Annotated in this window: 21 protein-coding genes and 1 other annotated feature; of the genes, 4 read left to right on the top strand and 17 right to left on the bottom strand. The window is 51.1% G+C overall.

What is annotated here, in order from left to right; translation table 11 throughout:
• Positions 1-163: 163 nt before the first annotated feature.
• The gene (locus EDM58_RS08960; protein ID WP_246000611.1) at positions 164-1,567 is read right to left on the bottom strand and encodes a sigma-54 interaction domain-containing protein; all 1,404 of its coding nucleotides are present in this window, start codon (positions 1,565-1,567) and stop codon (positions 164-166) included.
• A 228-nt stretch (positions 1,568-1,795) separates the two neighbouring features.
• On the bottom strand, positions 1,796-3,157 hold the full coding sequence (locus EDM58_RS08955; protein WP_122913020.1) for an LCP family protein: 1,362 nt from the start codon (positions 3,155-3,157) through the stop codon (positions 1,796-1,798).
• A 238-nt stretch (positions 3,158-3,395) separates the two neighbouring features.
• Between EDM58_RS08955 and EDM58_RS08950 the strand changes: the two genes are divergently transcribed.
• Together EDM58_RS08950 and EDM58_RS08945 are read left to right on the top strand one after the other, a co-directional pair.
• Positions 3,396-4,325: an NAD(P)/FAD-dependent oxidoreductase gene (locus EDM58_RS08950; protein WP_122913019.1), complete on the top strand. Its 930-nt coding sequence runs from the start codon at positions 3,396-3,398 to the stop codon at positions 4,323-4,325.
• 39 nt (positions 4,326-4,364) lie between these two features.
• Complete coding sequence (locus EDM58_RS08945) at positions 4,365-4,832, top strand: NUDIX domain-containing protein (RefSeq protein WP_122913018.1); 468 nt, start codon at positions 4,365-4,367, stop codon at positions 4,830-4,832.
• Between the two features lie 51 nt (positions 4,833-4,883).
• Here EDM58_RS08945 and EDM58_RS08940 read toward each other — a convergent pair whose 3' ends face one another.
• The 4 genes from EDM58_RS08940 to EDM58_RS08925 form a co-directional block, all read right to left on the bottom strand.
• Positions 4,884-6,302, bottom strand: coding sequence for an MFS transporter (locus EDM58_RS08940; protein ID WP_122913017.1), 1,419 nt, complete (start codon positions 6,300-6,302; stop codon positions 4,884-4,886).
• A gap of 22 nt (positions 6,303-6,324) precedes the next feature.
• Positions 6,325-7,443, bottom strand: a complete 1,119-nt coding sequence (locus EDM58_RS08935; RefSeq protein ID WP_122913016.1) for a mandelate racemase/muconate lactonizing enzyme family protein — start codon at positions 7,441-7,443, stop codon at positions 6,325-6,327.
• Positions 7,444-7,463: 20 nt separating this feature from the next.
• Complete coding sequence (locus EDM58_RS08930; RefSeq protein WP_246000605.1) at positions 7,464-8,225, bottom strand: TraR/DksA C4-type zinc finger protein; 762 nt, start codon at positions 8,223-8,225, stop codon at positions 7,464-7,466.
• Between the two features lie 85 nt (positions 8,226-8,310).
• Entirely contained in the window at positions 8,311-9,195 is an 885-nt protein-coding gene (locus EDM58_RS08925) for a LysR substrate-binding domain-containing protein (RefSeq protein WP_122913015.1), read from the bottom strand.
• 155 nt (positions 9,196-9,350) lie between these two features.
• Here EDM58_RS08925 and EDM58_RS08920 point away from each other — a divergent pair, with 155 nt between their 5' ends.
• Together EDM58_RS08920 and EDM58_RS08915 are read left to right on the top strand one after the other, a co-directional pair.
• Positions 9,351-10,583 (top strand): MFS transporter, encoded by a 1,233-nt coding sequence (locus EDM58_RS08920; RefSeq protein ID WP_122913014.1) that lies wholly within the window; start codon positions 9,351-9,353, stop codon positions 10,581-10,583.
• A gap of 52 nt (positions 10,584-10,635) precedes the next feature.
• On the top strand, positions 10,636-11,766 hold the full coding sequence (locus EDM58_RS08915; protein ID WP_246000604.1) for a M24 family metallopeptidase: 1,131 nt from the start codon (positions 10,636-10,638) through the stop codon (positions 11,764-11,766).
• Between the two features lie 139 nt (positions 11,767-11,905).
• Here EDM58_RS08915 and ileS read toward each other — a convergent pair whose 3' ends face one another.
• The 11 genes from ileS to spoIIGA form a co-directional block, all read right to left on the bottom strand.
• Entirely contained in the window at positions 11,906-14,692 is a 2,787-nt protein-coding gene (gene ileS / locus EDM58_RS08910) for an isoleucine--tRNA ligase (protein ID WP_122913013.1), read from the bottom strand.
• A 49-nt stretch (positions 14,693-14,741) separates the two neighbouring features.
• Positions 14,742-15,009: a binding site (T-box leader), on the bottom strand.
• 56 nt (positions 15,010-15,065) lie between these two features.
• Positions 15,066-15,551, bottom strand: coding sequence for a DivIVA domain-containing protein (locus EDM58_RS08905; RefSeq protein ID WP_023557399.1), 486 nt, complete (start codon positions 15,549-15,551; stop codon positions 15,066-15,068).
• 106 nt (positions 15,552-15,657) lie between these two features.
• Positions 15,658-16,431: a YlmH family RNA-binding protein gene (locus tag EDM58_RS08900; protein ID WP_122913012.1), complete on the bottom strand. Its 774-nt coding sequence runs from the start codon at positions 16,429-16,431 to the stop codon at positions 15,658-15,660.
• A 17-nt stretch (positions 16,432-16,448) separates the two neighbouring features.
• Entirely contained in the window at positions 16,449-16,712 is a 264-nt protein-coding gene (locus tag EDM58_RS08895; protein ID WP_122913011.1) for a YggT family protein, read from the bottom strand.
• Between the two features lie 29 nt (positions 16,713-16,741).
• Positions 16,742-17,164, bottom strand: coding sequence for a cell division protein SepF (locus tag EDM58_RS08890; RefSeq protein ID WP_023557402.1), 423 nt, complete (start codon positions 17,162-17,164; stop codon positions 16,742-16,744).
• 45 nt (positions 17,165-17,209) lie between these two features.
• A complete protein-coding gene (locus EDM58_RS08885; protein ID WP_122913056.1) occupies positions 17,210-17,908 on the bottom strand; it encodes a YggS family pyridoxal phosphate-dependent enzyme in 699 nt (232 codons plus the stop codon).
• Between the two features lie 24 nt (positions 17,909-17,932).
• Positions 17,933-18,763, bottom strand: a complete 831-nt coding sequence (gene pgeF, locus EDM58_RS08880; protein ID WP_122913010.1) for a peptidoglycan editing factor PgeF — start codon at positions 18,761-18,763, stop codon at positions 17,933-17,935.
• A gap of 79 nt (positions 18,764-18,842) precedes the next feature.
• Positions 18,843-19,124: a YlmC/YmxH family sporulation protein gene (locus tag EDM58_RS08875; RefSeq protein ID WP_122913009.1), complete on the bottom strand. Its 282-nt coding sequence runs from the start codon at positions 19,122-19,124 to the stop codon at positions 18,843-18,845.
• A 134-nt stretch (positions 19,125-19,258) separates the two neighbouring features.
• Entirely contained in the window at positions 19,259-20,038 is a 780-nt protein-coding gene (sigG, locus tag EDM58_RS08870) for an RNA polymerase sporulation sigma factor SigG (protein ID WP_122913008.1), read from the bottom strand.
• Positions 20,039-20,184: 146 nt separating this feature from the next.
• Complete coding sequence (sigE, locus tag EDM58_RS08865; protein ID WP_122913007.1) at positions 20,185-20,907, bottom strand: RNA polymerase sporulation sigma factor SigE; 723 nt, start codon at positions 20,905-20,907, stop codon at positions 20,185-20,187.
• A gap of 2 nt (positions 20,908-20,909) precedes the next feature.
• On the bottom strand, positions 20,910-21,872 hold the full coding sequence (gene spoIIGA / locus EDM58_RS08860; RefSeq protein ID WP_122913006.1) for a sigma-E processing peptidase SpoIIGA: 963 nt from the start codon (positions 21,870-21,872) through the stop codon (positions 20,910-20,912).
• Between the last annotated feature and the right edge of the window lie 547 nt (positions 21,873-22,419).

Genomic DNA, 22,419 nt, shown 5'->3' with positions numbered 1-22,419 from the left:
TTGGTCTAATACATAAGCAAGACGCGTGCCAAAACAACAGCATGGGAAAAATGAATCCAAATCGGGCTTTTTGAAAAGGCAGGAGTAAGAATTGTTTCAATTTTGCAACGATATTTTGTATGATTGATTCATTTTTGCAAATTGATGCAAATTTGAATCACTTTCACTTCTTCGCATTCTTTAATTTTCGACTAATCGTACTTTGACTCACTCCCAACCTCTTCGCTACTTTTCTCATCGAGCCTAGTTCCTTCAAATAATGAGAAAAGATCTCTTGTTCCACTTGTGAAAGCATGTTGTCGAGTGTACGTTCCGGGTCGCTGATTAGCGATTTGAGGTAGTCCTGTTTTGGGGCCCTTTGAATGTGTTGAGATTTTTCATCGCTGCGTAATATCTCGAACAAGCTGTCCGTTAGTATTTCGCTGCTATCCGAGGTAATGGCGATTCTTTCGAGGACGTTTTCCAGTTCCCGGACATTTCCCGGCCAATGGTAAGCAAGCAATTGATCCAGGACAGAGGGTGACAGCGTTTTTTGAAATTGATACTTTTGATTGATCCGTTCCATAAACAAAAAGATCAGCTCTATCAAATCTTCCGTACGTTCATGTAATGCCGGGATTTTTACCGGGACAACATTTAAGCGATAGTACAAATCCTTGCGAAACGTCCCTTCCGACACCATCTTCTCCAAATCCTGGTTCGTAGCTGTGATAAAGCGTACATCTATTTTTTTCAACTCTCTGCCGCCTACACGCATAAACGATTGATTCTGAATGACCTGGAGCAATTTGGTTTGAAGCTCTAGCGGCAGTTCCCCCACTTCATCCAGAAACAGCGTTCCGTTGTTTGCAGATTCCAGCAGCCCAACTCTGCCTGAGGAAAGGGCACCTGAAAACGCTCCTGGTTCATAGCCAAACAGCTCCGACTCGAACAAACTGGCCGGAATGGCACCACAGTTCACTTCTATGAACGCTTCTTCCTTCCGATTGCTGATGTTGTGCAGCCAGAAAGCCACTTCCGATTTGCCGACACCTGATTCCCCGAGCAGCATGACGCTTGTATTTACCTGCGAGACCCTTTCCAGAAGCTGCAGAACACGTTTCATGGCTTTGCTCTTGGCAATCAATGCACCCTTGCGTCCAAAATGAGATTGACGCAATCGTTCGAGCTGCCCATTATACTCCTTGATCGCGCGTTCCATTTCTTCGACCTGTTTTTTTAACGTAAGAATTTCTGTAATATCCAACGAGTTGGAAACCACTCGTAGCAAATTGCCTGATTCGTCAAAAACAGGATTGGCGGTTACGTGCAGCCGTCTGCCCGTTGACGTGGATTGAATCATGGTGACAGGTTTTCGCTCCTTGAGAACCATGACCGTCGCCGAAGGATAAAAGATCTTTTTCTCTTCCATTTCGTAGACGTTCCTACCGAGTAACTCGATCCCCTGCAATCCGTAATGTCTTTCACATGATGGGTTTACCCGAATACAAGTCCCGGTCTCATCCGTCACAAAAATCTCGTCATGAGATGATTGAAACACCATCTCCAGTTCTTGATTTTTTTCCATTAATTCCCTCAACACAAGATCATTTTCTCCCGCCATTGCCCCCGTCCTTTCTATACAGATTTGATATACTATTATTTTAAAATAGTACAGTGAATTTGAAAAATAAAAAAAATACCCGCTCCTGTTTGTTAACAGGGCGAGTACCTTCTTTGCCATTGCATGATTAGCCAACCAGGCATACTGATTTGCTTACTAATACCTGATACCATTCCTTGGACCGTCTCTCTTTTACCCTTGGCCAGCCTGATCAACTATCTCTTCGGTAGGGGCAGGCGGTGCCAGTATATCAGGAGGCGGCTGATCGGCTGGGAATGACTGATCCACACCGTCCGGTGCTGTCTGATCGTCTGGCGGAGGAGACAGGATCGGTGCCTCTGATTGAGATGTATCCGCAGGCTGAGTGACAGGCGGAGACTGGTTTTGATTCACCGGTTCTTTCTTCGGGGTGGTAGGAGCAGACGCCTGCGATGCTGCTTTTGGTTTGCTCGGCGGTTCCCACTGTGCCAGCTCCACGATGGCCGCGTCGCTCAGCTTCTTCGCCGTCCAGGTGCTTCCCACCATCTCCGCCTTGAGTGCCTCCCGCACATCGCGCATGTTCTTCTGCGGCCAGAGCGAATACGGTGATTTCCACACCGCTCCATTGTCGAGGGACACCATCTTGTCAGAAGAGATCGTCGCAAAATCAAGGGCAAGCCCTTTTATCTGGTCTGGCGACAGGTCGGTGCGAACATGCTTGCTCATAGTATCCAATATCGTCGTCAATTTGGAGATCCCATCAATTGATACGACTTTGTCGACAACTGCCCGGATTACCTGCTGCTGTCTTCTGTTCCGGTCAAAATCGCTGGAATTGTAGGCCTCTCCGCGCCGATCAATCCGGTGGCGGACGAAACCCAGCGCCTGCTCGCCGTTCAGCACCTGTGTTCCTTTTTTCAGATTTCGGTATACGCCTTCCTTGGGCAGCTCGTAGACCAGATCCCGATCCACATCTACCTTTACGCCGCCGATATTGTCGATTACGGCGGTAAAGCCCTCAAAATCAAGCTGGACATAGTGCTCGATTGGAATCCCCAGCATATGTTCCAGCGTTTTTTTCAAAAAGGTCATCCCATTTTCCGTTACCGGCTGCTTGTTGATTTCCGCTTCCTTGCGTTTATTCTCCCCCAAGGCAAACACTTCGTTCACTTTGTGGTAGCCCGGATATCCCGGTATTTCAACACGTGTGTCTCGCGGCAGGGAAACCATGGTTAATTGTTGTGTGACCGGATTGGCGACAGCTACAACCAGGACGTCCGTATTCAGCATGCCGATGTTCTTTCGTGTATCGACCCCGACGATGACAAACGAAATAGCTTTCTTTTCTTCGTAAGGTACAGTGACGACGGGCTGTTCAGGCAGTTTGTAAGGATCCTCCGTGACGACCTGCAGCGTCTTGTCCATCTGTGACAGCGCAAAGCCCACTCCGACGATCAGCAAACAAAGAAACAGGGAGCTCGCAAGGAGCAAATACCATTTTTTCCCGCGTTTGCCCCGCTTTTTTTGCCTTGTTTTGGTCGTAGGCGCTGGTGTTCTTTCCTTCCTGGTTTGCATGGCTTCAGCTCCTTTTCCTTAAAAGAGGGCCCAATCTTCGCTTCGATCATCTTTGCGCTTTTTGGAAAATTATGTCCATTTTAACACATCTGAACGAGTATTTGTAGAACTCTGCCGAATGTCTTTCAAGGCAACGGAACGTCTTGCGCTCACCAAGCGAAACAGGTAGTCTAAAACTAACAAAGAAAAAACCTGGATGGATGTATGATCGACTTCACGGGAATCGGGGGGACTGAGAGTGGAACACGTACAGGTGCTGATCGCGGGCGGAGGCATCGGCGGATTATCCGCGGCTATCTGGTGCCGACGATTGGGATTATCCTGTCTCCTTCTGGAATCAAAAGATGTTCTGGGCGGGCAGCTATCCCAGATTCACAATGAGATCCCGGACTTCCCGCCACGGGTTTATCCCAATGGGGCAGCCCTGCTTGAGGAATTGCTCGGGCACCCTGCGATTCGGGAGCTTCGCCCTCGCCTGGGTGAAACGATACTCCGAATCGATGCAGAAACACATGAAGTACATACTTCACACCAAGTTTATCGAGCCGATTACCTGATCATCGCGACAGGTGTAAGTCCAAACATCATACCTGCGCTTGCGGATTGCCCCCGCGTGCTGTCACCCTGGTTTTCCACGACCTCGCAGGCAGCGACCGTGGAAGGTCAGGATATTGCCGTGATCGGCGGTGGAGATCGTGCATTGGAAAGCGCATCCAACCTCGCTGCGTACGCGCGTCACATGTATCTGCTCGTCCGCAGCGATCACTTGCGGGCCCGCTCCGAGTGGGTGGAGCGCGTCAATCGGCTGCCCAACCTTCAGATCATGTGGGAAACGGAGGCATCAGGCTACTCCATGAAGGATGGACGGATCCGGCTGGATTTGCGCTCCGAAAAAAAAGAGGCTCCAAAGTCTATTACAGTGGATTGGGTCTTGCCCCGTATCGGCGTGCGCGGAAACAGTCAGGCATTTGCCTCGCTGCCCGTTTTTGACGAACATTACCTCAAGACGGATCAGACGCAAAGATCCGTTCCAGAGTGGATCTACGCGATTGGAGATGTGGCCAATGGAGCGGCCTACTCCAGCATATCCCTTGCTGTTGGTCAGGCGATGAAGGCCGTCAAGCATATCTCCCTTGGTCTGCAGCACCAGCATGAAAACATCGATTGATTGAAAGAATGAATGAGATTGCACAGAGGAGAACGAAGCATGTACGCTTTTTCTGACGACTTCGGCTTACCTGTTACACTTACGTTTGACCCGAAGGAATACAGCTTGCAGGAGGCGCGCCATGTGCTGATTTTTGCCTTTTGGCAAGGAAAACTGCTATTTACACGCCACCGTCAGCGCGGGATTGAACTTCCCGGGGGAAAAATCGAGCCTGGCGAGAGCAGTCTCGCTGCTGCGGTACGGGAGGCCTATGAAGAGACGGGGGCCATCCTGGACGGCATCGAGCGGATCGGACAATATACCGTTAATGAAGAGCTGCGCAAGGATATCTATATCGCCCGGGTGCTGCGCTGCGATGCTCCTACGGGAACAGATGTCACGGAGACTGTGATCTTCGAGGATGTTCCTGTATCGGTAAAAGGAAATCCCTTGTTCAGCAGGATCTTGCAAGATGACGTGTACCCCTTGGCGCTCGACCGCGCATTGCGTCATCCCTTTGCCACGTAGATCTCCTCAAAAAAACAGGCAATGAACCGAACATGTTTCGGTCGTTGCCTGTTACTCTTTCCCTTTTTCTTTTTTGCCCCCGTTCAGGAGATGGTCGATCAGATCACCCGGATCAAACCCGTAGTGTTTGATCGCCTCTGCTTTTCGTTTGTCTTCCTTTGACTGAGGCTCAATTCCCATCGCCTCCGAGATTTGTCGCCAGGCCTGCTGTTCTTTTTGCTTCTTTTCCTCTTCCGCCAGATCCTCCTTGTTCGATTCAGCTTGCTGCGACTGTTGCTGGGATTGCGTCTGCTGCGGCTTGAGGAAGAATATCCCGACGATAGCAAATACCAGAGAAAGACCTGCGATGGTGAAAAACATCACCGTACGCGAGATGCCTAGCAGCCAGGTAAAGACGGGCGGACCCACTGCGACGCCGATAAAACGAACTCCGCTGTACAGCGAAGTAATCATCCCGCGCTCTGATTTTTGCACGGCGCCGACGATCATGCTGTTCAAGCAAGGCAAAATCATCCCCGTTCCAACGCTCCCGATAACCAGAACTCCGATCAAGGCGTATGCCCCTTTGACAAATGAGGCGATCACATACGAAGCAGCCAGCAGAAACATCCCGGTAATCACGAACATGCGCATCAGCTTCAGCTTTTTCTTGATGATCAGCCCTGTGACATAAGCAGCGATGCTCATGATCAGCAGAGGGATCGCGAGAAATCCGCCTTTGATCACACCGTCGATCTTGTGTTTTTTCTCCAACAGGTCAGAGAGGTAAAACAAGACACCGAAAAGGGTGAACAGGCAGATGCTCCCGATAAAAAAAGCGGGAATCAGCCATTTGCCATGCTGTTTGAACACTTTTCCTATGGATTGCATGTACTGCTTGACAGGTATCGGTTTGCGCTCCTGCTTCTTCTCCTTCGTCAAAAAGAGAAAGAGCAGCAAAATGATGCCGCACAGGATCGGAAAAGCGAGGAAAACCATATACCAGACAATCAGGGCCAGCAGTGAGCCGATGATGGGGCTCAGCACCTTCCCGATCCCGTTCGAGGTCTCCATAAGCCCCAAAGCACGACTCTCCTGCGCTCCGTCGAACAGGTCCCCGACCAAGGCCATCGCGATGGGAGCGGTTCCCGCTGCCCCAATCCCCTGCAAAATGCGTCCTGCCATGATCAGCATGTACGGATTATCCATCCACAGGGACGCGAGACCGGCCAATAGTCCGCCAAGACCATACAGGATCAAGGCCAGAATGATGACGATTTTGCGTCCGAACCGGTCGGATAAATACCCCGCCAGCGGAATCACGATCCCGGCGGAGATGGAGAAAGAGGTAATGAGCAGACTGGTTTGGAACGAGCTTAGATCCATTTTGGCTTGCATGGTCGGGAGGACGGGAATCAACATCGAGTTTCCCAGCACCATGATCAGGGGGATGCCTGACAAGCCGATCAGGTTTTTTGTACTTTGCGCCATTCGTTACTGCCACTCCTCTATTTTACACATATACTTCGCCATCCCAGCGCAAGGCATGAATTCGCTCCCAATACGGCTCTACCCCGATCCCGGGACCGTCCGGCAGCTTCACTTCCCCCTGGACAGGCTTGACGGGGAAAAGCTCCGTAAAGGGATTCTCCATCACATCCCACTCTACTGGCTCGATCTGCTGGCTGTTCATTTTGCTCCATGCCGGCAGACAGGCCTGAGCATAGATGGCATACAGACGGGACAGACTGCCGTCATAGCAATGCGGAGAGACACGGTGGCTGAATTGCCTTGCCAGCTCTACCAGTGAGCGGTACGACTCCAGCCCTTCTGCATGCATCGGGTCCGGCTGATAGATATCGAGCGCGCCATGTTGCAGGAATGGCAAATATTGAGGTGGACGAACCAGATTCTCGCCTCCTGCCAACGGAATCGGGAGACAAGCCCGCAATTTCACATACTCCTGTACCTGATCCAGCGGCATCGGTTCTTCCAGCCACATCCAGTTGGGGTAACGGGATATCAGATGCTCCCAGTCCCGGGCTGCCGCCAAGTCATAGCTCTGGTTGCCGTCCAAAGCTACACAAACATCCGGACCTAGCGAGTTCATCAGTGCTTCAATATGCTTCTGATCTTCGCGCAAAGAGCGCCCACCGATCTTGACTTTGATTTTTTTAAAGCCTGCACCCACCTGTTCCATGACCTGTGCAATCGACGTGCTCATCCATTCCGGTTCCTCCCGATACGATTGAAAAGAAGCATAGACCGGGATGGCGGGATGGATGCGACCACCCCACAGGTCGCAGACTGACAGCCCCGAAGCCTTCGCCACGATCTCTGTCAAAGCCATGCCTACCCCCGCTGCCGACCGCTGATGCCATTTTTTCAACACGGCGGTGATCGACAACCTGTCTGTCGCCTGCTTTCCGATCAGATAGGGAATGATTCGCTCGCGAAAACCCAAGTCCAAGGTAGGCAGCCAATCCAGAATCTCTCCCCAGCCATCGACTCCGGATGTTGTGAGTATACGGATCAAGTACGTCGTGCGGTAGCGTTTGTATCCATTGGCATCTCCGTAGGCTTTCGGCAAACGATACAGCAGGGGGTAAGTTTCAACGCGCTCGATCTGCATAATCCGGCCTTGCCCTCCCTCTACAGCAAATCATCGCGGCCTTCTCGCTCCGCACGCTCTGCTTCATAGTCTTCGTAAGACAGGAAGTTTCCCTTGCCTTCGCCTTTTCGCATGTACTCCTCATAAGTGCCGCTGCGCATAAACTGAACACTGTCCGGCCCGTGATAACCATCAATGCCTGTATACCCGATCTCTTCGACTGCTTGCACAAAACCGTCCGGCTCATCGCTTTCGATGTACATTTCCTTGTAGTCGGTCTTGTCGTTATCTACAAATGAAAAAGGAGTGCTTGAAGTGCCCCAGGCCTCGACGATCTGCCAAGCATCTTCCCCATCAAAGCCATTCTGCCCTTCTTTTTCATCCAGAGAGGTCCTGCCAAACGGCGGCTGGAGAAATTCCTCCTCAATGGGCCGCGAGTCATTCCGGTTGGGAGCTGGCGCGTGTTCTTTGCAGGTGAGAGCATGCGGCAATGCCTCCAAACGCTCAAGCGGAATCTCAGTCCCGCATACGGTACAAATACCATACGTCCCCTCTTCCATTTTTTGCAAAGCTTGATCGATTTCCCGCAGCGTTTCCCGATCCAGGAGATCTAGCGCCAAGTCCTTCTCTCTTTCAAACATTTCCGTCCCAATGTCAGCAGGATGGTTATCGTACATGGAAAACTCTTGAATAGCTGAAGACATTTGCTCCCTCATGCTGTAATGGGCCTGTACGCGTTCTTCGATCTCCCGTTTTTCGTCCAGCAATTTTTCCTTGAGAATGGCCATCTTGTTCTGGTCCACACCGGATACCACCCTTCGTTTGGTTTCCTCAACAGGTAGTATGGCTTGGCCTTACCGGAAATAACCGATGCGCCATAAGGACCCTTTAAAATGGCTTGTACGTGATGTATTCCAAAAAAGTGTCCAAAAATGAATGCACCACTTCCGATGTTTCCTCCCGTCTGTAGGCGATTCCCCCATCCATCGTAATATCTTGATCTGCCAATTCCCGAAAGACGACTCCCCCCGGCTCGTAGCTGATCGCAGGTGCAATAGATACTCCCATGCCTGCAGATACAAGGACAAAAACCGTCTGCAGGTCATGCGTTTCGATTGTGATATTTGGGGAAAAACCCGCCTCGTGACAAATTCTGGTAACCGCATCGTAAAAGCCGGGCCCAATCGACCGTGGTGTAATCACGAAAGATTCAGCAGCTAATTCTTTGATCGAAACAGCCCCTCCCCTCAAGGCAAGAGGATGGTTTTTTGGCAAGATCGCAGCCAAAGGCGGGTACTTGATTTTCTTTACCAGTATTTCTTCATTGGTGACTGGTGGCGTGAGAATTCCGACGTCGATGCTTTTATCCTGCAGAGCCGCGATTTGGGCTGTCGTTCCCATCAACTGAAGATTCAAACTGACTTCTGGATACTTATTGCGGTACACCTCAAGGACGGGCAGCAGATTATGGGCAGTCCCTGTAAACCCGATGATCAGCTTTCCATGCTCTGCCCGGGCTGCCATGCGTGCCGTATCACAGGCATCCTCTACCAGATCGATCAATTGGTATGCCTTTTCCAGAAACGCTTTTCCTGCATTGGTTAATTCGACGCGCCTCTTGGTACGATCCAATAATCGAACGCCCACCTCTTCCTCCAGCTGCTGGATTTGCCTGCTGAGCGGAGGCTGCGCAATATGCAATCTTTCTGCCGCACGACTGAAGTTAAGCTCTTCTGCCAAAACCGTGAAATAGCGAATATGTCTGAGTTCCATGTGATCCCCCAATCCTCATTTATACCTGTAAGGTATTATTATAGGTTTTTTAAATATTTCCGCAATTACAGAAAGCCTTTTATACTAGGAATAATCCTTTTTTGATCAGGAGATCGCCATCATCTTTTATAGCTTTTTTATACGGGGGGATCTATTTGACAGTTGAAGCGACGCAACAAAGAGGAAAGCTGATTGCACTTCTATTCTTTGGCTGGTTTATCTCTTCCTTGGATCGCATGTTCATCAATATTGCCATCGTTCCCATCGGGGAAGAGCTGAAGCTGGATCCTGCTTCACTAGGCGTCATATTGAGCATTTTTTATCTGGGGTATACCCTCATGCAAATTCCGGGAGGCTGGCTGGCAGACCGCTATGGTTCCAAAATCGCCATTATTTCTACCATTGTCGTCTTTTCCTTATTTGCAGGATTGTCCGGTTTGGCTTGGTCCCTGACCTCTCTTTTGGTCATTCGTTTTATTTTCGGACTCGGCGAGGGAGCATTCCCAGGAGCTGCAACCAAATTAATGAGCGAAAATGTGCCTCCGGAAAAAAGGTCGCGCACGCAATCGATCCTGCTGGTCGCGATCATGCTGGGCGGTTTTCTCGCCAGTGCTGGGGGCGCCTATTTCATCACCCAGATCGGGTGGAGAAACGTGTATATTGTTTTGGGGATTTTAGGAATCATCCTTGCCGTAGTTTATTTCTTTTTCCTCCGAGACAAGCAAGCTGAACCAGGCGTCAGTGAGACCCAAGAGCAAGAAGTATCGCTTCGTGCCTTGTTTACCTCTTCTGCCATGTGGAAAATTTTGATCGCGCTGTTCGGCTTGTATACCGCGATGTGGGGATTGAACAGCTGGGTGCCTTCCTACCTGACGAATGTCCGCGGGATCAACCTGCTGGACGCAGGCATCTACGCTTCGCTACCTCTGTTGGCGGGTATGGTTGGCTATCTGGCTGGCGGCTGGCTGGCAGACAAAGTCTTTGCGAACCGCGAAAGGAGCCTGATCATCTACGGCAATCTGATCGCAGCGATCTGCATCTACGCAATGTTTACCGTAGAATCGCTCGTGCTGACGATCACCGCGCAAATCATCGCCGCTTTCTTCTTTCAAGTGGCCTATATGGGTATTTTGGCTATGCCGCTTCGGCAATTGCCCTCCCAAATCATGGGAAGCGCATTCGGCATGCTGAATACAGGAGCGAATCTCGCCTCCTTCCTCACGCCTGCTGTGATGGGCTTCCTGATCCAAGCCTTTGACGGATCATACAACGTCGCTTTCAGCTATCTCATCGTCGGCAATCTTCTCTCGCTCGTCATGGGACTGCTGCTGGGACAATCCAAAAAGCTATTGGCCTCGTCTTCTGTCGCCAAGTCGTCCCAAGCCTAGCAAAACGCTCAAACGATCGAGACAACAATAAATGACCCAGGAGGAGGACAAAATGAAAACAAAACGTAGAGAAATGATGCAAAAATTGATGAAAGAGCATGACCTTACTGCCATATTGTTGACTTCCCCCAACAATCAGTACTTTGTCAGCGGTTTTAAAGCGATCATTTACTCTCGCCCGATCTTTTACATCTACTCGCAAAAAGAGAGTACGTTTATCGTGCCGGGACTGGAAGAAGATCACGCCAAGCACTTCGCACAGGTAGATCGCATCATCACCTACTATGAGCATCCAGAGAAAGCGGAGAAAGGAACCAATCCAGTCGAGTCCCTGCTTTCGTACTTGCAGACATATGGTCAGGGTGGAAAGCTGGGAGTCGAGTTCTCGTCTGTGTCGATGAAGCTGGAAAAAGCGCTGCAGGAGGCAGGCTGGGAGCTGGTCGATGTCTCCTCTGAACTTTTGCAGGCTCGCGTCGTGAAGGATGAGGAAGAACTGGGTCTGCTGCGTCAAGCGAGTGAATTGGTCAGCCTGGCTGTTCGCGCTTCTTTGGGTGCGGTCAAGCCCGGTGCGACGGAACTGGAGATTGATCAAGCAGGGCACTTGGCTGCCTTGGAGGAGGTTTCTCGCCGTTATCCAGAAATGATCGCCGGAGTAAACGCCATGACCCCATCGGGCATCGAGCGCTCCATCCTGCCGCATGTGTTTTCCAATACACGAAAGCTGGAGCGAGGAGACATCCTTATTCATACGCACCATGTCTTTCTAAACGGCTATATTGCTGAATGCGAGCGGACGTGCTTCGTGGGCGAAGCCACCGACAGGCAAAAGGAAGCCTTCGCCGTCATGCTTGCCGCCCAGCAAGCTGCATTGGATACAGTCAAGGCAGGAGTTCCGATGTGCGAAGTGGATCTCGCCGCTCGGTCTATCATTCAAAAGGCTGGATTCGGGGAGTACGCCATTCACCGCACGGGTCACAGCATGGGCCTGGATGTTCATGAACCTCCCTTCTTCCGCTTTGATGAACATGCTGTATTGGAGGAAGGTATGGTCTTTACCGTCGAGCCAGGGTTTTATGTCCCGGGGCTGGGTGGATTCCGTCACTCAGATACGGTCATTGTGACCAAGGAGGGCTGCGAAGTGATTACGCAGGTGGAGAGGGATTTGGAGAGCATGGTACTTTAAGTGGGAATGTAGATGAATCAAGCAAAAAAGCATGGGGTCTTCGTGACGTACCATGCTTTTTGCTTTTTTCCATATAACAAGCCTTCATGAAAAAACCTGTCTTCCCCAGCTGGGAAAGACAGGCTCGATCAAGCTATTTTTATTCTTCATGAACATGAGCATAATGCTCTTCCACGACGTCAGCACAGCGTCCGCAAATCGCAGGATGTGCGGAGTGGGAGCCTACGTCTTGCTTCACCACACGGCAACGCTCGCATTTGACGCCATCTGCAGCCGCTACAACCACGCTGATTCCTTCCAATTGGACGGCTTCGGCTGGTGCTGCAGCATCTTGGCTGTGAAGATCCACATGAGCCACGATAAACAGATCCGCGAGATCGTCCATGGCAGCCAAGGTTTTTGCAACCTCTTCGTTTTGCGGGTACAAAGCGAGTTTGGCGTCTACCGAGTTGCCGAACACCTTGTTGCGGCGCGCCTCTTCCATCGCTTTGAGCACTTCGTCACGGACTTCCAGGAAGGCATTCCATTTTTGGAGAGCTTCCCCAGAGAAGCTGAGATGCTTCTCTTCCGCTTCCGGCATGTCGGTCAGTTGCACGCTTTCCACTTCTACGCCCGGGATAAAGCTCCATACTTCATCAGCGGTATGCGGCAGGATCGGAGCTACCAGTCTCACCAGCGTCAGCAAGCAATCGTACATGACAGTTTGGGCGGCGCGGCGCTTCGTGCTGTTTGGCGCTTCCACGTACAGTCTGTCTTTGCAGATGTCCAGATAGAACGAAGACAAGTCGATCACACAGAAGTTATGAACGGCATGGAAGACAGTATGGAACTGGTATTCGTCATATGCCTTGCGTGCTCGCTGTGTCACCTGCGCAGCTTTGGCGAGAACGAAGCGATCCAATTCGCCGAGATTTTCATAGGCTACACGGTCGCGAGCCGGATCAAAGCCGTCCAGATTACCCAGCAGGAAACGGAAGGTATTGCGGATTTTGCGATACACCTCGGCGATCTGATTCAAAATCGCGTCGGAAATACGAACGTCAGACTGGTAATCCACCGAAGCCACCCACAGACGCAGAATATCTGCACCCAGCTTGTCGATGACCTGCTGCGGCACGACGACATTCCCCAGCGATTTGGACATTTTGCGTCCTTCGCCATCGAGGGCAAAGCCATGGCTCAATACGGATTTATACGGCGCTGTGCCATATACCGCAACCCCTGTAGACAAGGAGGAGTTGAACCAACCGCGATATTGGTCAGAGCCTTCCAAATACATATCCGCCGGCCAGCTCATGCCGCGCTCTCTGAGTACAGCTTGATGGCTGGAACCGGAGTCAAACCAAACGTCCATGATGTCGGTTTCTTTGCGGAATTCCTTCGTATCGCATTTCGGGCATGCCAGTCCTTCTGGCACCAGCTCGCTCGCTTCACGGGCAAACCAGACCGAAGAGCCCTCTTTGCGGAACAATTCTGCGATATGGTTGATCGTCATATCGTTGATGATCGGTTCATTGCAGCATTTGCAATAGAAGATCGGAATCGGTACGCCCCACACGCGTTGACGAGAGATACACCAGTCACCGCGATCGGCGATCATGTTAGCCAAGCGAGTTTCACCCCATTGCGGGATCCATTTCACCTGTTTGATCGCTTCCAGCATCTGCTCACGGAAGCCGTCGATGGACGCAAACCATTGCTCGGTCGCACGATAGATTACCGGTTTTTTGGTGCGCCAGTCATGCGGATAGGAGTGCGTAAAGAAGCTCAGCTTGAGCAGCGCGTTGTTCTCCTTCAGCTTCTCGGTGACGACCTTGTTGGCATCCTCGTAGAACAAGCCTTCAAATCCGGGCACTTCACTGGTCATTTTTCCTTCATGGTCTACCGGGCAGAGCACGCCAAGATTGTATTTTTGACCGATGATGAAGTCGTCTTCCCCGTGACCAGGAGCCGTATGAACGCAGCCTGTACCGGCGTCGAGTGTGACATGCTCGCCCAGAATGAGCGGAGAAGTGCGGTCGTAGAACGGATGCTGCGTCAGTACCCCTTCCAGATCAGCACCTTTGTGCGTTGCCAGTACTTCTACGTCTTCCCAGCCGATTTCCTTGCTCGCTGTCTCGAGCAGGCCGCTGGCAACGAGGAATTGGCGATCTGCCACTTTCACTACGCTGTACTCCAATTCCGGATGGAGAGAGATAGCCAGGTTGGCAGGCAGTGTCCAAGGAGTTGTTGTCCAGATCACGACGCCTGTCTGGGTATCCAGCTTGCCTTTGCCATCGACGACCTGGAAGCTGACATAAATGGAAGGAGAGCGCTTGTCTTTGTACTCGATCTCGGCATCAGCCAGCGCGGTTTCCGAAGAAGGCGACCAGTAGACGCAGCGCAGTCCCTTGTAGATGTATCCTTTTTTTGCCATTTCACCAAAGACGCGGATTTGATTCGCTTCATATTCCGGCAACAGCGTAACGTAAGGATTTTCCCAATCCCCGCGAACACCCAGGCGTTTAAACTGGTCACGCTGCTTGTGGATATAGGACCATGCGTACTCTTCGCAACGCTTGCGGAAATCGTTTACCTCGATCGAACGGCGATCCAGCCCTTGTGCATTAATGATCGCTTGCTCGATCGGCAATCCATGTGTATCCCAACCTGGCACATAGGGAGCGTCAAAACCCGCCATAGATTTGTAGCGGACAATCATGTCCTTGATGATTTTATTCAAGGCGTGGCCGATATGGATATCCCCGTTCGCATATGGAGGACCGTCGTGGAGAACAAATGGAGGGCGTCCTTTGGTGCGCTCCTGTACTTTTTGGTAGATGTCCTTCTCATCCCATGCCGCTTGCATTTGCGGCTCACGCGCTGGCAGGTTGCCGCGCATCGGAAACTCGGTTTTTGGCAATTGAAGCGTTTTGCTGTAATCCATAGCCTCATTCACTCCTATAAAAATAAATAAAAGCCTTCCCTCATCCCCAAATAGGGACGAGAGAAAGCTCCCGTGGTACCACCCTGATTAAACGAGTTATGCCGCATGTAAAAGAGACGGCAAAGACTCGCTTCACTTCATTACATTCCGTAACGGGAATGACTCGCGCACTTACTTGCCTATCCAAGGATGCTGGGGTCGGCTTTCGGTTATTGAACTCCCGGGTGATATTCCGCAAGGCTGCTGGACGGGCTTTCACCTGACCCCGACTCTCTTGGCAGCGGACCTTACGTACTCGTCCCGTTCATCGTTTCATCCAAATATCAAAATTTGTAATCCATTATAGTCTCATCATCGACAAAGCGTCAATCTTTTATTCCACAGCAACAGCAGAATCAGCCTGTTCAATATCGTCCCAAGCGCCATGCTCCAGCATTTCCAATTGGGCTTCGAGCAAGGTGCGAAAGCGCATCCGGTAGACGGACGCCCGTTTTTTCAACTCTTCAATCTCGATGGCAATCTTGCGAGATTTGGCGAGCGCTTCGTTCACTATGCGGTCTGCGTTCTTCTCTGCTTCCTTCAGGATCAGCTGCGCTTCCTTGCGCGCATTGGACTTCACGTCCTCAGCCGTCTCCTGCGCGACGAGAATAGACTTGCTCAGATTTTCTTCCAGACTTTTGTAATGGTCTACTCGCTCATTCAAAATGGCGATGCGCTCTTCCATTTCTTTTTTTTCCTTGATCAGGAGTTCAAAGTCCTTGATGACCTGATCCAAAAATTCATTCACTTCATCGATATTATACCCTCGAAAGCCAGTGCTGAATTCTTTATTGTGTATGTCTAGCGGCGTTAAAGACACATGAACCCCCCACTTTTCCCGATAATCGTTCCACTTCATTTCGACAAGTCGTACCGCTTTTCCTTCTGATACCGCAAATTTTTAGCCCATCGCCCATTTTCTTCCCCTAATCGACTAGCCCTACCAGCATCCGAAGTCTGCCGCTTCGGGTCGGTCCCGTCACATCGAGGACTTTGAAGCGGCCGAATCCTGCCAGTGAAACCATGTCTCCGGTCTGCAAGGGATGCGAGGGATCTTCTACGACCCTCCAATTCACCTTTACCTTGCCTGCGCGGATGGGGACCAAGGCTTTGGCTCGTGAAAAATGGTACACCTCGCCTAGCACTGCATCCGTCCGCGGAGAGGGTACTGTGATCATTTTTTCCGTAAAACGCGGAGCCGGGGGCGTAAATTCTTCCCAAGGCAACCGCTCGAAGGATACTGGAGTCCGGTGAATCTGTGTGACCTGGGTGCAGACGAAATCAGCTACCTCCTCCGCTACTACTACAAAGCAGCCGTCATTGTCCACCAGCATATCTCCGAATTTCTCCCGCTTCAATCCTACATGAAGCAGCGCCCCCATGACATCGCGATGCTGCAATGCATGAAAGCGTTGGTCTGCGACAATCCGCAAGAGAACCAACCTGTAATCCTCCGGTTCGACAGGCAAGTAATCGGGGTGGAGCAAGACACGTACCCGCTCGGCGCCCTCGTACCCGCCGCTTGCGGATACTTGCACATCCTGCACCTGTGAAGCGAGACTTTGAAAAATCGACATTTGTCTGGGATCGAGAAAATCAGTAAGGCGCATGGCCTGCTTCCGCTCTACTTGCGTCAGCATTTCCAGCGCCCGCTCTACAAAAGGACGTTCTTCTTTTCGAAAATGGTCAAATACACTCATCTGTCAACCCATCCCGCCTACATGATCTTGAACAGAATGGAAAACAGGCCGTACCGGGCGAAATGCAAGGCAATCAAGGCCACGATCGGAGAAATATCAATGAATCCAAGCGGTGGGATAAAGCGGCGAAACGGCGCCAGATAGGGCTCGACCAGCCGTTCGAGCAATTGCCCGATTCCCGTATCCCTCATCTGGGGAACCCATGACATCAAGATATAGGCAATAATCATGTACTGATACACGGTAAAAGCAAAATCCAGAATCGTAAAGAGGTAATTCATTTACTCACCCTTTTTTTCGTCGTAGGTTGCTACTCCTCTATGACACTCGAAATCGTACCCTGGATATCGACGTGGTCAGGTGTGCAGACAAAAATCGTGTCCCCTACTTTTTGAATGTCACCGTTCAAAGCGTAGACGGTACCGCTTAGAAAATCGATAATCCGTTTCGCCTGCTCCTTTTCGACGCGATGCAAATTGACCACGACCGGCCGGCGATGACGCAGGTTGTCCGCGATATCCTGTGCGTCGCTGTAATGGCGGGGTTCACAGAGGATCAAGCGAATCCCCTCCTTTTCCCTTGCCTGGAACGGCACTACATTGTTGGTTCGTCCTGTCGCTTGCCGTTTGGCAGAAGACTCCTGCTGCTCTTCACGCTGCTCTTCCACGGTTTCCTCGATGTACTCCTCGCTGTCCAACCCCAAGAACCCCATCAGTCGATTCATGACTCCCATTCGCCTTCCTCCTCTCTCTTATGCTTATGTATCGCCGTTCATTTCTTACTCAGGCTTGACCAGTATCGAGCCGAGCCGGATATATGTCGCTCCCTCTTCAATCGCAACCTCAAAGTCGCTGGACATTCCCATCGAAAGCTCCGTAATCTTCGCATGGGAAAAGTTCCATTCATTGATGCGATCTTTCCACTCCGCCAGCCCGCGAAAAACGAAACGCGCCTCTTCTGGATTATCGACAACAGGCGCCATTGTCATTAATCCATCGATCTTTATATGTTTCATATTACTGGTTTCCTGCAAAAAAGCCAATACGTCATCAGGACTAAGCCCAAATTTTGTCTCTTCTCCGGAGATATTGATCTGTAAAAAGCAAGAAACGACCTGATTCAACGCTTCTCCCCTTTTATTGAGCTCCTGCGCCAGCGAGATCCGATCCAGCGAATGCACATAGGAAAAACGTCCGACCACCTCTTTGGCCTTGTTTGTCTGCAGATGGCCGATGAAATGCCAGATGCCTCTGTCTCCGTATTGCTGGTATTTCGGCAGGGCGTCCTGCAAGCGATTCTCGCCGATATGCTCCACGCCTACCGAGAGCAGATCGCCGATTGTTTCTGCTCCTACGTATTTGGTAACAGCAATGATTTTGACGTCCTCCCGCTTGCGATTGGATCGCTCGCAAGCAGCCTGGATTCTCTTTTCGATCTCTTCCAGGCGCCGCTTCAATACTTCCTGCTCTGTATTCATGCTCATGTTGCTCACTCCACTCCTTTACTTCTGTCTCCAGCCAATATAGGAAGCCATCCGGCCTGTTGTCCCCTTTTCCCGCGCTTCCTTGCGATGGGAAAAGAACAGGTCGGTACGGCAGCTTGTACACCAGTTTGTCATGAGGATATGGGATTCCTCCACGCCTGCCTCGAGCAAAACCAGTCGGTTCAAACTTCGCAGATCCAGCATGCAGTTGCCGTCCTTCTGCGCAGGCGAGACAGCCATTTCCCAGTCCTTTACGCTTGTACGTACCTGCTCCATGATTCGTTCATCCACTTCATAGCAGCATCCCCCGATAGAGGGCCCCACCGCCACCAGCAATTGCTCTGGCCGCGTCTTTGTCCGCTGTACGATCGCCTGGACCATTTCCTCGGCAATACGCTGAACCGTTCCCTTCCATCCGGCATGTGCCAGGCCGATCGCCCCTGTATCAGGCGCCAAAAAATAGAGCGGGACACAATCCGCATAAAACGAGGTCAACAAGATATTGCGCTTGGTCGTATACAATCCGTCCGTCGCTGCAATGACGTCCTGGAGGCTTTCTCTGCCCGCCCCACCGGCCATGACCTGACACACTTGCCTGCCATGCACCTGGTCCGCGCACGTCCAGGCTTCAAAAGGCATTTGCAGCGCTGCGGCCAACTTACGCCGGTTCGCTACTACTTGTTCAGGTTCATCGCCGACATGCAAGCCAAGGTTGAATGAATCATACGGCTGTCCGCTTGCCCCTCCTGTCCGAATCGTAAAACCGGCCACCAAGCCGGGAAATCGCTCCTCCCAGTCCTGCAGATGCATCAATGGTTTTTCTTCGTCTCGAACAAACGGTTCTTTCATCCTTTCACCTTCCCTCATATGGCTAATCATACCATAGCCGAAAAGAAAAGAAAGGCTAACCCTGCCTTTCTTCGGTCCCTCAACCGTACTCGTCAGGACTGGTGTTCTTCGCCTCTACCCGCAAGGTTTCCTCCATTCGTACAAGCACGACATCCTTGCCGATTTTCACAATATTGCGCCAGGGAATGACGTAATCATTGCCCGAGGAAAAAAAGCCAAGGAATTTTCCCGGTCCTGGGATCACGATGGATTCCACGCGACCGTGGCGCAGATCAATTTCCAAATCCGATATTTGCCCCAAGCGCCTGCCATCTAAAATATTGACCACTTCTTTTGTTTGGAAGTCAGAGATTTTCACCATGGATGACCTCACCTACTTTTCTTGCGTTACTTCAGTATATGAAACGATTGGGGAATATGTCCGTTGACATGCAGGAGGAAACAAAAAACCCGGGCGGATTGCTCCTCTCCGCCGGGCTCTCTTCCGTAGGCTGCTTACGATTGAACATGCTTTTGCATATGGGCGATGGCCGCTTTCTCCAATCTCGATACCTGGGCCTGTGAGATCCCGATTTCCTCGGCGACCTCCATCTGGGTTTTTCCTTCATAAAAACGCATGGACAAAATCATTTTCTCACGCTCGCCAAGCCGCTGCATGCCTTCCCGCAGCGCGATCTCTTCGACCCATGTCACATCCTTGTTTTTCTCGTCACTGATCTGATCCATGACGTAAATCGGATCCCCGCCGTCCTGGTAGATCGGTTCAAACAAGGAGACCGGGTCCTGAATGGCATCCAGGGCAAAGACGACGTCTTCCTTGGCTACATTCAGTTCGTTGGAAATTTCGGTAATGGTCGGTTCGCGTGAATGCTTGTTTGTCAGGTTGTCACGTACCTGCAAGGCTTTGTAGGCGATGTCCCGCAAGGAACGGGATACGCGTATCGGATTGTTGTCGCGCAGGTAGCGACGAATTTCACCGATGATCATGGGTACTGCATACGTAGAGAACTTTACATTTTGCCCTAAATCAAAGTTGTCAATCGCTTTCATCAATCCGATGCAGCCCACTTGAAACAAGTCGTCTACGTACTCTCCGCGATTGTTGAAGCGCTGGATCACGCTGAGTACCAGACGCAGGTTGCCGTTGACCAGTTTTTCACGGGCTGCCAGTTCGCCGCTTTGCAGACGCTCGAACAATTCTCTCATCTCTTTGTTGGTCAGTACCGGAAGTTTGGAGGTGTCTACCCCGCATATCTCCACCTTATTGCGCGTCACGTCTTTCCCTCCTCGAAGCAAGAAAAGTTCCTAACCCGGTTGTCTTGAAAGGCCGCGTGCTGACGCGTGGCCGACGAGAGAGTGGCAGTTACCACTATCTGGCTCGGTGTTAGGAACAGTATCTCCTTCGATTGGGAAAATATGCGTTAGACCATTTTGTTGAATTCTTTTCGCAACCGTTTTATAATTCGCTTTTCCAGCCGGGAAATATAGGACTGGGAGATGCCAAGAAGATCGGCTACGTCCTTCTGGGTCTTCTCCTCCTCGCCTGCAAGGCCAAAGCGCAGCTCCATGATGATCCGCTCCCGTTCCGAGAGCTTATCCAGCGCTTTTTTCAAAAGTTTGCGATCTACCTGGTCCTCAATGTTCTTGTAGATCGTGTCGTTCTCTGTCCCGAGTACGTCCGACAGCAAGAGTTCATTGCCATCCCAATCGATGTTCAGCGGCTCGTCGAAGGAGACCTCCGAGCGGATCTTGTTGTTGCGGCGCAGATACATCAGGATTTCGTTTTCAATACAGCGGGAGGCGTACGTAGCCAGCTTGATGTTTTTGTCGGGATCGAAGGTGTTCACTGCCTTGATCAGTCCGATCGTGCCAATGCTGACGAGATCCTCGATGTTGATCCCCGTGTTTTCAAATTTGCGGGCGATATAGACGACGAGACGCAAATTGCGTTCGATCAGCATCGCCCGGACGGCTGGATCGCCCGATGGGAGGCGTATCAGCAAGACTTCTTCTTCTTCCCTGGTCAGTGGTGGAGGTAGGGCCTCACTCCCGCCGATATAGTAGACTTCTTCTGCTTTTGCACCAATCCACATCAGGAAACGGTACCAGGTTAATTGGAGTTGTAGGCGAAGTTTTACATACATGATTAGCCCTCCTGTTCGAGAATTACGGTAGGTTCTTGTGAATAGGTCTCCATCATTGCGGGATGGACGATGGCTTGATACTTGCCGTCAGCAGCGAGCGGGATGGGATTGAGGCCAATCAGCACTTTGCGGGTCACGTAGTGCATGCCGTCTTGTACGATCGTGACCGAATCCGGCTTGACCGCAAGCAAAAAGTCCATTCCTCGCGATACACTCCGGTAAGGAATCAGACGTACACGTGGTTGCCACTCCTGTGGTAGATCCTCCCAGCAGCCGTCCAGCTTTTCCCACACTCCACCGTTTTCATCGGCTTGTCGGAGAAGCGGCGGCGGCAAGAGATGAGCGAGCATGCGCGTCTCCATGATCATGACTGGAATCCGCGTGATCGGCTCATGCAACTGGTTCCCCGTGTCTATCAGCCCCCTGCAAATGATTCTCTCACCCTCCAGAGTCACCACGACATCTGCCAGGAAGGCTTCCATTCTCCTGGGCTCCTGGATCGCCTGATAGCTTCTGCGTCCCAAAACAAAAACAAGCGCAAAACCGATGACGAGGATGGCCAGCGTGGGCTTGAATCCTACACCAAACCCGTCGTTATGCGTCACCACCAATCCACCCAGAATCTCGTTTTGGGGAGCGAGGAAATACTGCAAGCCAAACACCCCCCCTCCAAAGACAAAGGAGACGAAATAAAAAATGATCAGATTCTGTGTGAATGCCCAAATGCGTTTGTTGCCGAATGCAATCCACAGGATCACGATGGAGAAGAGCAGCTTGACCGGCCATTGGTAGATCAGCGAGAAGGTCGGAAAAAAGAAAAAAAGGACATACATCGAGCCGCATACGGAAGCAGTGACAATCCTCCACCAAACTACGCGCTCTTTGCGAAAAAACGCTGTGAACCAGAGTAATAAGGTATCAATCGCGATGTTGAGGAGTAAAATAATATCAAGATACACAATCACCTTGTATCCCTCCATTTTGGACACATCGCGAAGGACGCATTTTCCGGTTAAAAGCAGTATATATCAATGTGTATGTAAAATCTGTCAATTCTTGACGGACTTTTTTTGGATTTTTTGTAGAAGATTTATGCTGTTGATAGTGGCCTTTTTCCTTGTATGGTGGTCATCGGGCTGTATCTTTGGGGAGGAAAAAGGGGGGAACGCTTCAGGCGGGTTGGGATCTTTGCTGGAGGTAATCCCTGGACGCCTCCATTCCAAAGGCGGAACCGCGGCCAAAAGCAGCCACTTCGAAGAAGTGGTTCAAGGTTGGCCGCTGAATGCGTGTTCCTCCTTTTCCATTGCGGCTGGGTCAAGATCCCAAATGCCTTTGCTGATTCCCCCCTTTTTCCTCAACCAGCTCTCACTGGTCGCCAAGCGTTTTTAAAAAACTAACTCAAAATCAAACATCTTGACTCTTCTTCTCCTTCTTAAGCTGTCCGCGAGGCATTGCGATATCGGATTTAGACAATTCGTCGTTGCCACCTGCATTCCCAGGTCATGTCATCAA

The organism is Brevibacillus panacihumi (assembly GCF_003710985.1).
GTDB classification, from domain to species: domain Bacteria; phylum Bacillota; class Bacilli; order Brevibacillales; family Brevibacillaceae; genus Brevibacillus; species Brevibacillus panacihumi.
Note: the sequence above shows the minus strand (reverse complement) of the source record. Positions and strands in the feature narration are given on the sequence as shown.

Excerpts from the sequence above, each read along its gene's own strand:
- EDM58_RS08900 (WP_122913012.1), bottom strand. The coding sequence starts at position 16,431 with ATGAGTGTATTTGACCATTTTCGAAAAGAAGAACGTCCTTTTGTAGAG.
- EDM58_RS08875 (WP_122913009.1), bottom strand. The coding sequence starts at position 19,124 with ATGGTGAAAATCTCTGACTTCCAAACAAAAGAAGTGGTCAATATTTTA.
- EDM58_RS08915 (WP_246000604.1), top strand. The coding sequence starts at position 10,636 with ATGAAAACAAAACGTAGAGAAATGATGCAAAAATTGATGAAAGAGCAT.
- EDM58_RS08890 (WP_023557402.1), bottom strand. The coding sequence starts at position 17,164 with ATGGGAGTCATGAATCGACTGATGGGGTTCTTGGGGTTGGACAGCGAG.
- EDM58_RS08955 (WP_122913020.1), bottom strand. The coding sequence starts at position 3,157 with ATGCAAACCAGGAAGGAAAGAACACCAGCGCCTACGACCAAAACAAGG.
- EDM58_RS08895 (WP_122913011.1), bottom strand. The coding sequence starts at position 16,712 with ATGAATTACCTCTTTACGATTCTGGATTTTGCTTTTACCGTGTATCAG.
- sigE (WP_122913007.1), bottom strand. The coding sequence starts at position 20,907 with ATGTATGTAAAACTTCGCCTACAACTCCAATTAACCTGGTACCGTTTC.
- EDM58_RS08945 (WP_122913018.1), top strand. The coding sequence starts at position 4,365 with ATGTACGCTTTTTCTGACGACTTCGGCTTACCTGTTACACTTACGTTT.
- EDM58_RS08940 (WP_122913017.1), bottom strand. The coding sequence starts at position 6,302 with ATGGCGCAAAGTACAAAAAACCTGATCGGCTTGTCAGGCATCCCCCTG.
- pgeF (WP_122913010.1), bottom strand. The coding sequence starts at position 18,763 with ATGAAAGAACCGTTTGTTCGAGACGAAGAAAAACCATTGATGCATCTG.
- ileS (WP_122913013.1), bottom strand. The coding sequence starts at position 14,692 with ATGGATTACAGCAAAACGCTTCAATTGCCAAAAACCGAGTTTCCGATG.
- EDM58_RS08885 (WP_122913056.1), bottom strand. The coding sequence starts at position 17,908 with ATGAATACAGAGCAGGAAGTATTGAAGCGGCGCCTGGAAGAGATCGAA.
- EDM58_RS08960 (WP_246000611.1), bottom strand. The coding sequence starts at position 1,567 with ATGGAAAAAAATCAAGAACTGGAGATGGTGTTTCAATCATCTCATGAC.
- EDM58_RS08925 (WP_122913015.1), bottom strand. The coding sequence starts at position 9,195 with ATGGAACTCAGACATATTCGCTATTTCACGGTTTTGGCAGAAGAGCTT.
- EDM58_RS08935 (WP_122913016.1), bottom strand. The coding sequence starts at position 7,443 with ATGCAGATCGAGCGCGTTGAAACTTACCCCCTGCTGTATCGTTTGCCG.